At 63.1% G+C, this 12458-nt stretch carries 13 protein-coding genes; 3 read left to right on the top strand and 10 right to left on the bottom strand.

What is annotated here, in order from left to right; translation table 11 throughout:
• Positions 1 to 33: 33 nt before the first annotated feature.
• Positions 34 to 723, bottom strand: coding sequence for an orotate phosphoribosyltransferase (locus tag CO657_RS00685; RefSeq protein ID WP_012556469.1), 690 nt, complete (start codon positions 721 to 723; stop codon positions 34 to 36).
• Positions 724 to 793: 70 nt separating this feature from the next.
• Complete coding sequence (locus CO657_RS00680; RefSeq protein ID WP_012556468.1) at positions 794 to 1450, bottom strand: TetR/AcrR family transcriptional regulator; 657 nt, start codon at positions 1448 to 1450, stop codon at positions 794 to 796.
• A gap of 97 nt (positions 1451 to 1547) precedes the next feature.
• On the opposite strand from CO657_RS00680, the gene CO657_RS00675 reads away from it, so the two are divergent.
• The gene (locus CO657_RS00675) at positions 1548 to 2030 is read left to right on the top strand and encodes an anthrone oxygenase family protein (RefSeq protein ID WP_012556467.1); all 483 of its coding nucleotides are present in this window, start codon (positions 1548 to 1550) and stop codon (positions 2028 to 2030) included.
• Positions 2031 to 2419: 389 nt separating this feature from the next.
• On the opposite strand, the gene CO657_RS00670 is transcribed toward CO657_RS00675, so the two are convergent.
• The 7 genes from CO657_RS00670 to CO657_RS00640 form a co-directional block, all read right to left on the bottom strand.
• A complete protein-coding gene (locus tag CO657_RS00670; protein WP_012556466.1) occupies positions 2420 to 2956 on the bottom strand; it encodes a glyoxalase superfamily protein in 537 nt (178 codons plus the stop codon).
• Between the two features lie 187 nt (positions 2957 to 3143).
• Entirely contained in the window at positions 3144 to 4322 is a 1179-nt protein-coding gene (locus tag CO657_RS00665) for a GGDEF domain-containing protein (protein WP_012556465.1), read from the bottom strand.
• 179 nt (positions 4323 to 4501) lie between these two features.
• On the bottom strand, positions 4502 to 5542 hold the full coding sequence (pyrC, locus tag CO657_RS00660; protein WP_012556464.1) for a dihydroorotase: 1041 nt from the start codon (positions 5540 to 5542) through the stop codon (positions 4502 to 4504).
• 73 nt (positions 5543 to 5615) lie between these two features.
• Positions 5616 to 6248 carry a nucleoside triphosphate hydrolase gene (locus tag CO657_RS00655; RefSeq protein ID WP_054181984.1) on the bottom strand — a complete coding sequence of 211 codons (633 nt, stop codon included), beginning with the start codon at positions 6246 to 6248 and terminating at the stop codon, positions 5616 to 5618.
• Positions 6245 to 7042, bottom strand: coding sequence for an ATP-binding cassette domain-containing protein (locus tag CO657_RS00650; RefSeq protein WP_054181985.1), 798 nt, complete (start codon positions 7040 to 7042; stop codon positions 6245 to 6247). The genes CO657_RS00655 and CO657_RS00650 overlap by 4 nt, the downstream gene beginning before the upstream one ends.
• 2 nt (positions 7043 to 7044) lie before the next feature.
• Positions 7045 to 8109 carry an ABC transporter permease gene (locus tag CO657_RS00645; protein WP_003588836.1) on the bottom strand — a complete coding sequence of 355 codons (1065 nt, stop codon included), beginning with the start codon at positions 8107 to 8109 and terminating at the stop codon, positions 7045 to 7047.
• Between the two features lie 155 nt (positions 8110 to 8264).
• Positions 8265 to 9284, bottom strand: coding sequence for a sugar ABC transporter substrate-binding protein (locus tag CO657_RS00640; RefSeq protein WP_003570686.1), 1020 nt, complete (start codon positions 9282 to 9284; stop codon positions 8265 to 8267).
• Between the two features lie 227 nt (positions 9285 to 9511).
• On the opposite strand from CO657_RS00640, the gene CO657_RS00635 reads away from it, so the two are divergent.
• Together CO657_RS00635 and CO657_RS00630 are read left to right on the top strand one after the other, a co-directional pair.
• Complete coding sequence (locus CO657_RS00635) at positions 9512 to 10759, top strand: ROK family transcriptional regulator (protein ID WP_003588838.1); 1248 nt, start codon at positions 9512 to 9514, stop codon at positions 10757 to 10759.
• Entirely contained in the window at positions 10743 to 11219 is a 477-nt protein-coding gene (locus CO657_RS00630; protein ID WP_054182250.1) for an RbsD/FucU family protein, read from the top strand. The genes CO657_RS00635 and CO657_RS00630 overlap by 17 nt, the downstream gene beginning before the upstream one ends.
• A gap of 14 nt (positions 11220 to 11233) precedes the next feature.
• Here the strand turns inward: CO657_RS00630 and CO657_RS00625 are convergent, their stop codons facing one another.
• Complete coding sequence (locus CO657_RS00625) at positions 11234 to 12457, bottom strand: FAD-dependent oxidoreductase (RefSeq protein ID WP_012556458.1); 1224 nt, start codon at positions 12455 to 12457, stop codon at positions 11234 to 11236.
• Position 12458 lies beyond the last annotated feature (1 nt).

The raw sequence follows: 12458 nt of genomic DNA, 5'->3' as shown, positions 1-12458 counted from the left end.
CATCAACCGATTAAGCGAGCTTTTGTCAACCGATTAGAGCGAAAGCTCACTGACGCCGCCATTGAGTCCCGACCAGGCGAGCGGCGCATCGAGGAAAGCCTCGACCTCCTCAAGCGTCTTGTCGTCGAACAGCTTCTGCGCCTTGGCGACCGCCAGCATATTGCGCCAGGTGGCGATGTGATGCAGTCTCACCTTGCCGTCGGTAAAGCGCTGCTGGCCGAAGATGTCGTAGAAGAACAGCGCGATGCCGTGATCGACGATGCCGCCGGCAGCGCGCACGGCATCGATGAACTTGAACATGCTGGTTCCGGCCGTCGTCAGGTCCTCGATGACCAGCACGCGCGACCCTTCCGGCATATTGCCTTCGATCTGGGCATTGCGGCCATGGCCCTTCGGCTGCTTGCGGACATAGATCATCGGCAGGCCGAGGCGATCGGCAAGCAGCGCGGCGAAGGGGATGCCGGCGGTCTCACCGCCGGCGATGCAATCGAACTGCTCGAAGCCGGCATCGCGCAACAGGGTGCTGGCGGCGAAATCCATCACTGTCGAGCGGATGCGCGGGAAGGAAAGCAGCTTGCGGCAATCGATATAGACCGGGCTCGCCATGCCGGAGGCAAGTTTATAAGGCTGGGCGGCATTGAAATGCACCGCCTTGATCTCCCAGAGCATCTTGGCCACCAGTTCGGCCATGACGGCGCGGTCGGGAAATGTCGTCTGGATCATGCGGCTCTCCTTCAGCTTTGTGTCTCCGGCAATAGCAGCAAGAGCCCATCGTTTCCAGACGCAGGCGCGGCTATTCCAGCAACAGACGGCCGATATCGAGTCCCTGCATCTTCTTGAACAGGGCAATCGCCGCGTCGCCCTCCTTGGCACCAAGCGAAACGGCATAACGTACGGCGGCGGCAAGCAGCTGCATCGTCAGCCGGGCGATCGCCAGAAGCTCGCCGCTGTCGCGATCCGGCCACAGGCGCACGAGCACGGCGAGCAATGCCCGGGCGTGGAATTCCATGTCCTCGGCATCGACCTGTTGCAGCAGCTTGTCGGTATGGGTCGCATGCCAGATGTCGCGCATCACCGGCTCACGACGGAAAAAGGCGTAATATTCGTCGGCGATATTGGCAAGCGCGCCGGTGAGCGCCGCAGCGTCGGTCACCTCAGCCAGTTCCGCCTCGACGCAGCGCCTGCCCTCCTCGTTGAAGCGCTCGGCCAATGTGCGGATGATCGCGCTCTTGTCGGGAAAATATTGGTAGAGAGCGCCGAAGGACAGACCGGCCTTTTCGACGATCTCGCTCATCTTCAAGCCATCGCTGCCATGGCTTTCGATCAGCTCGGAAGCGACGGCGAGGATCTTATCGAAGCGGTCGCGGCCGCGCTGTTGGCTCGGGATCCGGCGCGGCTGGCCGGGATGCTGCTGATTGCGCCTGCGCGTTGCGACCGGCTGTTCCGACATGCCTGCTCCTCATGGTTGACAATGAAAATAAGAGAGTTTATCTCATTTTGCAAATAAGAGAGTTTCTCTGATTTTGGCCCTTGGAAGGAGCTTCGACATGCAGTTCGTCCTCATCCTCTCGCTCGTCGCCGCAGCCATCGGCAGCGGCCTCGTTGCCGGCATCTTCTTCGCCTTCTCGACCTTCATCATGACCGCCTTCTCGCGCATCCCGGCGGAGCAGGGCATTGCGGCGATGAACTCGATCAACGTGACGATCGTCCGCTCGCCGTTCATGGCGCTCTTCGTGCCGACGGCAATCCTCTGCCTCGTCATCGCGGCGCTGGCGCTGATGAACTGGCGCGGCGGCGCATCCGCGCTGATGCTGGCGGGTGCGGCCCTCTATGTCTTCGCCTCCTTCCTCTCGACCATCATCTTCAACGTGCCGATGAACGATGCGCTGGAAAAGGTAACCGTCGGCGGGCCGGAAGCGGCCGCACTCTGGGCGACCTATCTGAAGGACTGGACATGGTGGAACCATGTGCGGACGGTGGCCTCGCTACTCGCCTCGGTCGCCTTTGTCAGGACGCTGATGATGGTTTGAGAAAGCGGCGCGGTAGCCACGCGGGCTCACCACCCTTACCAAGTCAGTTTAGGCCGTGACTGACATTGGCTGGTTTCACTAGCGGATGGCGCCTCTGACCGGGCGTCTGCGATTGAATGGTTTCCCGTGCCTACCCCACTCTCCGTCATCCCAGGCCTTGAGCCGAGCATCCACGCCGGGTCCACCGGCAGTCGTGGCATGGATCCCAGGCTCAAGGCCTGGGATGACGGAGAGTGGGGTTGGCGTTTTCGCCAAACGTGCCGTCAGCGTACTGAGGTACGCCACAGCGGGTGTTTCATTCGGCCGGCACTTACCACGCCCTCCCTCCTGTCCTCGGGCTTCGACCCGGGGGATGTCACAGGGGGGGCAGCGGACTTTGTCAGCCCCGCCTATCTCTGCTCACAAAATACGATGCGGTTGCTGAACGGGTCGATGACGGTCATCTCCAGGCCCCAGGGGGCTTCCTCCACGCCGGGCTTCATGTAGTGATAGTCCTTGCCGGCGAGTTCGGCGTGGTAGGCGCGCACATTGGCGACGCGGACGAAGGCCTTGGCGCCGGGGCTGGCGTCGCCGGAATGTTCGCTCAGGTGCAGCGCCATGCCGTCGCGCGAGACCTGGCAATAGAGCGGGAAATTCTCGCCGAAGCGATGCTCCCAGTCGAGATGGAAGCCGAGGAAATCGCAATAGAATTCCATGGCCTTTTCCACCGAGAAGATGCGGAAGATCGGCATCGGCGGCTCGATGCCGATCGCGGAGCGGGGCGCACCCGCCGCATCGATCTTGGCCGAGAGGATATTCCATTGCTCGAGCCCGAACTGGCGGGCGACGATTTCGAGCGTTTCGCTGTGGGTGAGGGAAATGTCGCGGTCGGCAAGGGCCTGCCGCAAGGTCTTTGCCATGAGTTTGGCATCGCGAAAATCGCGCATATGTCATCCTTCCGTCGGCGGCAAACAGGACGATCAGTGCCCGCGTCTGCTGACCCGTTCGCCATCGATCGCCAAACGGCAAGGGATGTGAAGGATGGTTTGGATGCATTCACCATAACGCCGAAGCGTCGCGGGGCGGCTGGCCGCATCCGGCCAGGGGCGATATTATGAGGGCTGCCGTCAGGAATCAAGACGCCGTGCGCGACGCCTCGACCGGAACCGCCTCGAGGTGGCCGGCAAGCTCGACCCGGTTGCGGCCGCCCCGCTTGGCGGCGTAGAGCGCCTTGTCGGCGGCACTCAGCATGGCGTCGAAATCCAGGCTCTTGGCGCGGCCGGGCGCAACGCCGACGCTGACGGTGCATGTCAGCACCTCGTCATCGATCTCGATCTCGCGCGCCTCGAAAGCCCTGCGGATGCGCTCGGCCGCCAGTTCCGCCCGACCGGGCATGGTTTCCTTCAGCACCAGCGCGAACTCCTCACCGCCCAACCGTGCGGCGATATCACCGGCGCGGCAATGGGTGGCGAGCTCGGCGGCGAAGGCCTTGATCACCCGGTCGCCGCTCGCATGGCCGAAGCGGTCGTTGACCGATTTGAAGTGGTCGATATCGAAGACGATGACGGCGGTGGTCGAGCCCATCGGCCGCGTGCCGTATTGATCGAACAGGGCGCGGCGGTTGAGCAGCCCGGTCAGCGGATCGGTGATCGCCTCGAGCCGATGGCGGGCGGCAAGCCGCCACTGATGCAGCGCCAGCGACAGGGCGCCGATCCCGGTCATGCCGGCGATGCAGACGGCAAGGCTCAGATCTTCGGCCCAGTTGCTCGGCGCCTTGCCGAGCACCAGTTTGCCGTCGGAGATCAGCACGGCGGCGCAAAGCACGAAAGAAATCCCCGTCAGCGTATAGAGCGCCGTGATGCCGAGGATCGGCGCCGGCGCCTCGGCGCGGGCAAGCCAATATTGCCGGGCGGTGGCAAAGAGCAGCAGGGCGATGGCAAGATTGTCCGATATGAAGGCCAGGCCGTCATAACCCGATAACAGCGGCACGATGGAGAAGGTCATCGCCGCCAGCGCGCGGATCGCAATGCCCGGCAAGGGCAGGCGGCCGGTGAGAAACTGTCGGCCGGCACCCCAGATGGTGGCGAAACCGGCATGGAACAGCACGAAATTGGCAATGCCGAACCCTATCTCCGGCCTGTCCACATAGCCGCTGTAGACAAAAATGCCGCTGACGACGAAGACCAGGCCGACGGTGGCGGTGAGCAGCACGGTTTCGGCCCGGCGGACGAGCCAGCCGCCCATCAAGGTCACGGCAAGACATGCTGTCGACACGCCGAGCGCCAGCAAGAGGGAGTTATAGTCAAGCATCATGCTTTTCAGTCTCCGCAGGTGTTTTCCCGCCGGATGATCGGCAGCCTGTGTCCGCGTGAGAAATGTCTTATGCATCCGTTAACAAATGATGCATTGCACAAAGAAAATGTTATGCGCCTAACGTCGGCGCACAACTTTAATGAATATTCTATTTAAAATTGATAACGGGGCCGCAGCACCTACGCCACAACGTGCCAATGCAGCGGATACATCGGATCGAACACCGTCACCGAACCGGCGCCGGTTTCTATCTTGGCGGGAAAAACGACCGGCTCGGCCTGCCTGGACAGGGTGATGCGCTCCTCGTTCGGCTGAAGCCCGTACCAGGCCGGTCCGTTCAGCGAGGTGAAGGCTTCGAGCCTGTCCAGCGCGTCCTCCTCCTCGAAGACATGCGCAAGGCAGCTCATCGTGTTGATCGAGGTGTAGATGCCGGCGCAGCCGCAGGCGCATTCCTTCAGCGGGTCGACATGCGGGGCGGAATCGGTGCCGAGGAAGAAGCGGGCGTCACCGCTCACGGCGGCGGCGCGCAGCGCCAACCGATGGTTCTCGCGCTTGGCGACCGGCAGGCAATAATAATGCGGGCGGATACCGCCGACGAGGATGGCGTTGCGGTTGATGATGAGATGATGGCTGGTGATCGAGCCGGCAAGATTGGCCTTGGCCGCCTTGATGTAGTCGATACCGTCCGATGTCGTCACATGCTCCATCGTCACCTTCAGCTCCGGCAGGCGCCGGCGCAGCGGATCGAGCACGGTATCGATGAAGACGGCTTCGCGATCGAAGATATCGACCTCAGGCGTCGTCACTTCGCCATGGACGCAGAGCGGCAGGCCAATCGCAGCCATGCGCTCCAGCACCGGCATCGCCTTTTCCATGTCGCGGACGCCGCCATGCGAATTGGTGGTGGCGCCGGCCGGATAAAGCTTGACGGCAGTGATGAGGCCGCTCCTGGCACCGGCTTCGACATCGTCGGGGCTGGTATGCTCGGTGAGATAAAGCGTCATCAGCGGCTGGAAACGATGGCCGGCCGGCAGCGCCTTCAGGATGCGCTCGCGATAGGCCGTCGCATCCGACGTGGTGACGACCGGCGGCACCAGATTGGGCATGATGATGGCGCGGGCGAAAGTGCGGCTCGTATCGGCGATCACGCCCTCCAGCATGGCGCCATCGCGCAGATGCAGGTGCCAGTCGTCAGGGCGGCGGATTGTGATCGATTGCATGGCAGGCCTCCGAAGCGATGCGTCTGCGGCTTCGAATAGCACTATCTTTTACACGAAAACAATCGCTGCCGCATCACGCCAGCGCGATCTCCAGCGTCACATCGGCCGGACGGCGGTTTTCGAGGATCAGCCGGCCGTTCGGCAGGTCGTTGCCGTAGACCTTGGCGCTGGCGGCCTCCTCGCTCAGATTATAGCCGCGCCAGCGCGCCCAGAGCCGCTCCTCGAGCACCTCCATCGGCGGCGCCAGCATGATGGTGTAATCGAAGATCCCGTCGAGTTCAGCCCATTTCCCCTCTGTGAAGAGCAGATAATTGCCCTCGACGATGATGAAACGGTCCTTCGGATCGATCGGCCGGGCCGATGCGATGGCCAGTTCCCGGGAGCGGTCGAAGACCGGCACGAGAACCTCCTGATCGGCCGGCCTGACGGCCCTGATGATATCGAGGAAGCCGCGGACATCGAAGGTCTCGGGGATACCCTTGCGGGCCAAGAGGCCGCGTTCGATCAGGATGGCGTTGTCCATGTGGAAGCCGTCCATCGGCAGGACCGCGGCGCTCTCGCGTCTGGCTTTCAACGCCGCCGCCAGATTGTCGGCCATGGTCGACTTGCCGGAACCCGGCGGGCCGGCAATGCCGATGAGAAAGCGTCTGGAATCACCGGCGCGGTTGATGACCTCGCCGGCGATTTCCTCGGTGCTGACCGTCATGCCGCAACGGGCTCCGTCGGCACTGCCTTGGCGCCGGTCATGAAGGCGACGGCGTCGGACATGGTGTATTCCTTCGGATCGATCACCGTGAGGCGGCGGCCGAGGCGGTGGATATGGATCCGGTCGGCCACCTCGAAAACATGCGGCATGTTGTGCGAGATCAGCACGATCGGCAGGCCGCGGGCCCTGACGTCGAGGATCAGTTCCAGCACGCGGCGGCTTTCCTTGACGCCGAGCGCTGCCGTCGGCTCATCCATGATGATGACCTTGGAGCCGAAGGCGGCGGCGCGGGCGACCGCGACACCCTGGCGCTGACCGCCGGAGAGGGTCTCCACCGCCTGGTTGATGTTCTGAATGGTCATCAGGCCGAGTTCGGAGAGCTTGTTGCGCGCCAGCTTTTCCATGGCCGGCCGGTCGAGCATGCGGAGCATCGAGCCGAGCATGCCCGGTTTGCGGATCTCACGGCCGAGGAACATGTTGTCGGCGATCGACAGCGCCGGCGACAGAGCCAGGTTCTGATAGACGGTTTCGATGCCGGCCTCGCGCGCTTCCATCGGCGAGCGGAACTGCACCTGCTTGCCTTCGAGGGTGATCACCCCCTCGTCCGGCGTGACGGCGCCTGAAATCGCCTTGATCAGCGAGGACTTGCCGGCGCCGTTATCGCCGATGACGGCGAGGATTTCGCCGGGGTAGAGGTCGAAATCGGCATTGTCGAGCGCGGTCACGCGGCCGTAGCGCTTGACGAGACCCCGGGCAGTGAGAAGGGGGGCGGTGAGAAGGGGTTCGCGAGCCATGATTACACCGAAACCTTTCTGATCCACTGGTCGATGGCGACGGCGGCAATGATCAGCACGCCGGTCAAAAGCACTTTCCATTGAGGGTCGGCGCCGAGCATATTGAGGCCCATCGACACGACGCCGACGATCATCGCGCCAAACAGCGTGCCGAGAATGGAGCCGCGGCCGCCGAAGAGCGAGATGCCGCCGATCACAGTCGCGGTGATCGCCTGCAGGTTATAATCGGTGACCGCCGAGGATGGCGAGATCGAGCCGTTGCGGCCGATCGAAACCCAGGCGGCGAAGGCGGCGATGACGCCCGAGATGGTGTAGACGGTGAGCAGCACCTTCTTGGTCTGGATGCCGGAGAGCTTGGCCGCCTCAGGATCGTCGCCGACCGCATAGACATGCCGGCCCCAGGCGGTGTGATTGAGCACATACCAGAGCACCAGGACGAGCAGCACCATGGCGATGACGCCGAGGGTGAGCACGGCGGTGCCTGCCTTGAAACTCATGGCGAACAGATGCAGCAGCGGCGCCTGTTCGTCGACATCGGTGTCGCGGATCGTCTCATTGGCGGAATAGATGAAATTCGTCGCCATGACGATATTCCAGGTGCCGAGCGTGACGATGAACGGCGGCAGTTTCATGTAGGCGACGAGAAAGCCGTTCAGCAAGCCGCAGAGGCCGCCGACGAGGAGGCCGCCGATAACGGCGATCGGCGTCGGTATGCCGTAGGTGATGGCGACATTGCCCATGATGACAGCCGAGATCACCATGATGACGCCGATCGAAAGATCGATGCCGGCGGTCAGGATGACCAGCGTCTGGGCGGCGCCGAGAATGCCGACGATGGCGATCTGCTGCAGGATTAGCGTCAGCGTATAGGACGAGAAGAACCGTCCGCCGATCGTTGCCCCGAAGATGATGATCGCCAGCACCAGCACGATCAGCGGCACGGCGGCCGGCGTCGAGTGCAGAAAATGCTGGGCGCGCTTGATCAGCGAGACATCCTGGTGCTCGAAGGAGGCGACGCTCTTGTCGCTGCCGTCGAGGACACGTTCGAATTCCTGAGTTCCGGTCATGGTTCCTCCTCCGCATCCGTGCGCCGAACTCGCACGGGGGCCGTCACCGATATCCTTCCGGTCTATTCTGAGCCGGTTCGTGGGGCGACGGTACATCGTCCGTCGAAAACGGCCGGGGATCAAGCCCCGGCCGCTCTGGTTTCAAGAGATTGGGCTCAGCCCCAGCACTTGTCCGTGCCTTCCTTGGTGTCGATCGACTTGACGCCGGAAACCGGCTTGTCGGTGACGAGCGAGACGCCGGTGTCGAAGAAGGACTTGCCTTCGGTCGGCTTCGGCTTTTCGCCGCTATCGGCGAACTTCTTGATCGCCTCGATACCGAGCGACGCCATCAGCAGCGGATACTGCTGCGAGGTGGCGCCGATGACGCCTTCCTTGACAGACTTCACACCGGGGCAACCGCCGTCGACCGAAACGATCAGCACGTTCTTTTCCATGCCGACGGCCTTCAGCGCCTGATAGGCGCCGACAGCAGCCGGCTCGTTGATCGTGTGGATGACGTTGATGCCCGGATCCTTCTGCAGAAGGTTTTCCATGGCCTTGCGGCCGCCTTCTTCATTGCCGTTGGTCACGTCGTGACCGACGATGCGCTTGTCGTCTTCGTCGCCGATCTTGTCCGGGTTCTTCGGGTCGATGCCGAAGCCCATCATGAAGCCCTGGTCACGGAGAACGTCGACCGTCGGCTGCGACGGGGTCAGGTCGAGGAAGCCAACCTTGGCGTCCTTGGCCTTGTCGCCCATAGTTTCCTTGGCCCACTGGCCGATCAGCTTGCCGGCGAGCAGGTTGTCGGTGGCGAAGGTGGCGTCGGCAGCATCGGCCGGCTCGAGCGGCGTGTCGAGAGCGATGACCAGCAGGCCGGCGTCGCGTGCCTTCTTGACCGCAGGCACGATGCCCTTGGTGTCCGAAGCCGTGAGCAGAATGCCCTTGGCGCCGTCGGCGATGCAGCTTTCGATCGCGGCCACCTGGCTTTCGCTGTCACCGTCGATCTTGCCGGCATAGGACTTCAGCGAGACGCCGAGTTCCTTGGCCTTGGCCGTCGCACCTTCCTTCATCTTGACGAAGAAGGGGTTGGTGTCGGTCTTGGTGATCAGGCAGGCGGAAACATCCGCCGCCATCGCCGGAGCGGAAAAGGCGACACCAAGCGCGAGCGCGCCGAAAGCGAGAACTGATTTCTTCATGGAACTCCTCCCAGAGTTTGCCGGCGCCGCCCGTGCGGGCCGGAATTTAAAGATATGACACTTTGCCGTGGATTGTTAAGCTTCCAAAGCCGTCCCGTGCCCTTGACGAGGGCAATTAAGAGCGAAAAGAAATCGGCTTGTCAATAAATAAATCCAATTGAATTATTAATTCGATGTGGCATGCTCGATTGAATTAGGGCATAGGCCAACAATCGGGAGGAGCGGCCATGTCGTCTTTGGATGGACCGGAACACACGCCGGTCCCGCCGCCAATTCTAAATCCGGCCGGCGGTGCGAACCAGGTCAGGGTCCGGGCCTATAACGAACGGCTCGTGCTGTCGCTGGTGCGTCTCTACGGTGCGCTGTCGAAGGCCGATATCGCGCGCCGCAGCGGCCTATCGGCGCAGACCGTCTCGGTGATCATGCGGGTGCTTGAGAAGGAAGGGCTGCTGTCGCGCGGGGCGCCGGTGCGCGGCCGTGTGGGACAGCCGTCGATCCCGATGCATCTCAATGCCGATGCTGTCTATTCCTTCGGCCTGAAGATGGGCCGGCGCAGCGCCGATTTGGTGCTGATGGATTTCGTCGGCCGCATCCGCATGCAGCTGCACCGCACCTATGCCTACCCGCTGCCGGAAGAAATCCTCGCCTTCGTCACTTCGGGCATCCAGGAGCTCGAAGACCGGCTCGACGACAAGCAGCGCGGCCGCATTGCCGGGCTCGGCATCGCCGCCCCCTTCGAGCTCTGGAACTGGGCCGAAGAGGTGGGCGCGCCGCCTGGAGCCATGGAGGTCTGGCGCGATGTCGACCTGCAGGCCGACATCGCCGCCCGCGTCTCCCATCCGGTCTTCATGCAGAACGATGCGACCAGCGCCTGTGGCGCCGAACTGGTGTTCGGCGTCGGGCCGTCCTACCCGGATTTCGTCTATTTCTTCATCGGCTCCTTCATCGGCGGCGGCATCGTGCTCAATTCGGCGATCTTTTCCGGCCGCACCGGCACGGCCGGCGCAATCGGGCCACTACCGGTGCGCGGAAAGAACGGCGAGACGATGCAGCTGCTTGAAATCGCCTCGATCTTCGTGCTCGAAAACATGCTGCGCGAGCGCGGCATCGATCCCGAGCCGCTGTGGTATTCGGCCGACGACTGGGTGGATTTCGGCGAGCCGATGGAGACCTGGATCCAGGACAGCGCCAAGGCGCTGGCGCAGGCGATCGTCGCCGCCGCCTCGATCGTCGATTTCAGCGCCGCCGTCATCGACGGCGGTTTTCCCCAGTGGGTGCGCAGCCGCGTGGTGCAGGCCACCATCGACGAAGCCGCCAAACTCGACCTGCAGGGCGTCGTCATGCCCGAAATCATCGAGGGCGCAGTCGGCGCCCAGGCGCGCGCCATCGGCGGCGCCAGCCTGCCGATCTTTGCGCGTTACCTCACCGACCAGAACGTACTCTTCAAGGAGGTAGACCATGCTGAAAGGACTTGATCCGCTGTTGAGCCCGGAGCTGCTTTTTACGCTTCGGGCCATGGGCCACGGCGACGAGATCGCCATCGTCGACGGCAATTATCCGGGCGTCGAACATGCGCGCCGGCTGATCCGGCTCGACGGCCACCACCTCGTGCCGGTGCTCAACGCCGTGCTCAGCGTGATGCCGATCGACGATTTCGTTCCCGAGGCGATCTTCCGCTCGACCGTCAAGGCCGAGCGCGACAAACTCGACCCGGTGCATGAGGAGATGATCGACTGCTGCGCCCGCCACGAGCCGCACCGGCAGGTGGTGCCGCTGCTCGGCCCGGATTTCTACGGTCGGGTAAAGGCCGCCCATGCGGTGATCCAGACCGCGGAGCCGAGGCTCTATGCCAACATCATCCTGCGCAAGGGCGTGATCTATCCGAAAGAACCAGGCGCGCAGTCGGCGGCCGGGGTAGATCCGTTCGTTTACTAGCGATCGTCTGGTCGTCATCTCGTCTGTGTGGCGATCAGGTCAACCATTTTTCGGGCCGAGCCCAATGCCAGGGTCCAGCCGAGCATTCCGTGGCCGGTGTTGATGTAAACACCTTTCAGATGCTCGGAGGGCCCGATGATCGGGCGGGATGACGGGGTCATCGGCCGCTCGCCCGACCAGCGCATCAGAACGACGCTGTTATCGAAGAGATGCGGCAGGACGCCGGCGCCTGCGCTGCGCAGCGCTTCGAATCGTGCTGGGTCGAAGCCCGCGCCGGGGCGTTCGATATCGGCAAGACCGGCGACGCGGAAACGATCCCCGATCGATGCAAAAGCCAGCTTGCGTTTGACGTCGGTGAGACTGATGGCGGGTGCGGCAGCGGTCCGCGGCACGGTCAGCGAATAGCCTCTCACCGGACGCACCGGGCGAACCTCCGGCAGCTCCGCAGCAAGCAGACGGACCTGTGCGCCCGCAGCGACGACGGCAGCATCGACCGCGAGTTCCTCCCGGTCGTCGAACCTCACGGCCGCAAGCCTGTCCGCCTCTCGCGAGAAGCCCGCCACTTTCCGGCCGAAGAGCAGCGACACCCGGTGGTGCTGTGCAATATGGTGTGTCAGCTGACGGCAAAAGCCGGCTGCATCGCCGAGCGCATCACCCGGCGTGTAGACCGCACCAGCGATTTCGCCTTGGTAACCGGCAAGAGCAGGCTCGATTTCCTGGGCTTCTGCGCGCGACAGCATCTGCTGCTCGAATCCGAGTGCATTTTTCCGCGAGACGGCCGATTGGGCCGCGGCAAAGCTGTGCTGATCTGGATAGAGATGCAGCTTTCCCGCAAGCCGGTAGTCGAAGGAAAGACCGGTTTCCGCCAGCAGCGATGCGAGCTCGCGGCGCGACTCTCCGGCAAGTTCCAGAATGGCCCGGGTATTGCTCCACCATCGCGAAAATGGTGCGTTGGCGAGGAAGCGCAGCCCCCAGAGAAAAAAATCTGGATCGAGCTGCCAGCGAATCCGGAACGCCGGATCGCGGCCCAGCGCAATGGCCGGCAAATGCCGGAGCAGTCCGGGAGATGCCATCGCATCGCCATAGGCCCAGGAGAGCTGCGCGGCGTTGCCAGCGCTGGCGCCGCTGCCGGGTTCGGCTGCTGCATCGATTAGCGTCACATCATGCCCTGCCTTGGCCAAAAGGTAGGCCGAGGAAACGCCGATCACGCCTGCTCCGATGACCGCGATGCGCGCCATG

Origin of the sequence: Rhizobium acidisoli (assembly GCF_002531755.2) — a bacterium.
GTDB lineage: Bacteria > Pseudomonadota > Alphaproteobacteria > Rhizobiales > Rhizobiaceae > Rhizobium > Rhizobium acidisoli.
Note: the sequence above shows the minus strand (reverse complement) of the source record. Positions and strands in the feature narration are given on the sequence as shown.

Coding starts and splice junctions, on each gene's coding strand:
- CO657_RS00665 (WP_012556465.1), bottom strand. CDS start 4,322: ATGATGCTTGACTATAACTCCCTCTTGCTGGCGCTCGGCGTGTCGACA.
- CO657_RS00635 (WP_003588838.1), top strand. CDS start 9,512: ATGTCGTCTTTGGATGGACCGGAACACACGCCGGTCCCGCCGCCAATT.
- CO657_RS00655 (WP_054181984.1), bottom strand. CDS start 6,248: ATGACGGTCAGCACCGAGGAAATCGCCGGCGAGGTCATCAACCGCGCC.
- CO657_RS00680 (WP_012556468.1), bottom strand. CDS start 1,450: ATGTCGGAACAGCCGGTCGCAACGCGCAGGCGCAATCAGCAGCATCCC.
- CO657_RS00650 (WP_054181985.1), bottom strand. CDS start 7,042: ATGGCTCGCGAACCCCTTCTCACCGCCCCCCTTCTCACTGCCCGGGGT.
- CO657_RS00685 (WP_012556469.1), bottom strand. CDS start 723: ATGATCCAGACGACATTTCCCGACCGCGCCGTCATGGCCGAACTGGTG.
- CO657_RS00625 (WP_012556458.1), bottom strand. CDS start 12,457: ATGGCGCGCATCGCGGTCATCGGAGCAGGCGTGATCGGCGTTTCCTCG.
- pyrC (WP_012556464.1), bottom strand. CDS start 5,542: ATGCAATCGATCACAATCCGCCGCCCTGACGACTGGCACCTGCATCTG.
- CO657_RS00675 (WP_012556467.1), top strand. CDS start 1,548: ATGCAGTTCGTCCTCATCCTCTCGCTCGTCGCCGCAGCCATCGGCAGC.
- CO657_RS00630 (WP_054182250.1), top strand. CDS start 10,743: ATGCTGAAAGGACTTGATCCGCTGTTGAGCCCGGAGCTGCTTTTTACG.
- CO657_RS00645 (WP_003588836.1), bottom strand. CDS start 8,109: ATGACCGGAACTCAGGAATTCGAACGTGTCCTCGACGGCAGCGACAAG.
- CO657_RS00640 (WP_003570686.1), bottom strand. CDS start 9,284: ATGAAGAAATCAGTTCTCGCTTTCGGCGCGCTCGCGCTTGGTGTCGCC.
- CO657_RS00670 (WP_012556466.1), bottom strand. CDS start 2,956: ATGCGCGATTTTCGCGATGCCAAACTCATGGCAAAGACCTTGCGGCAG.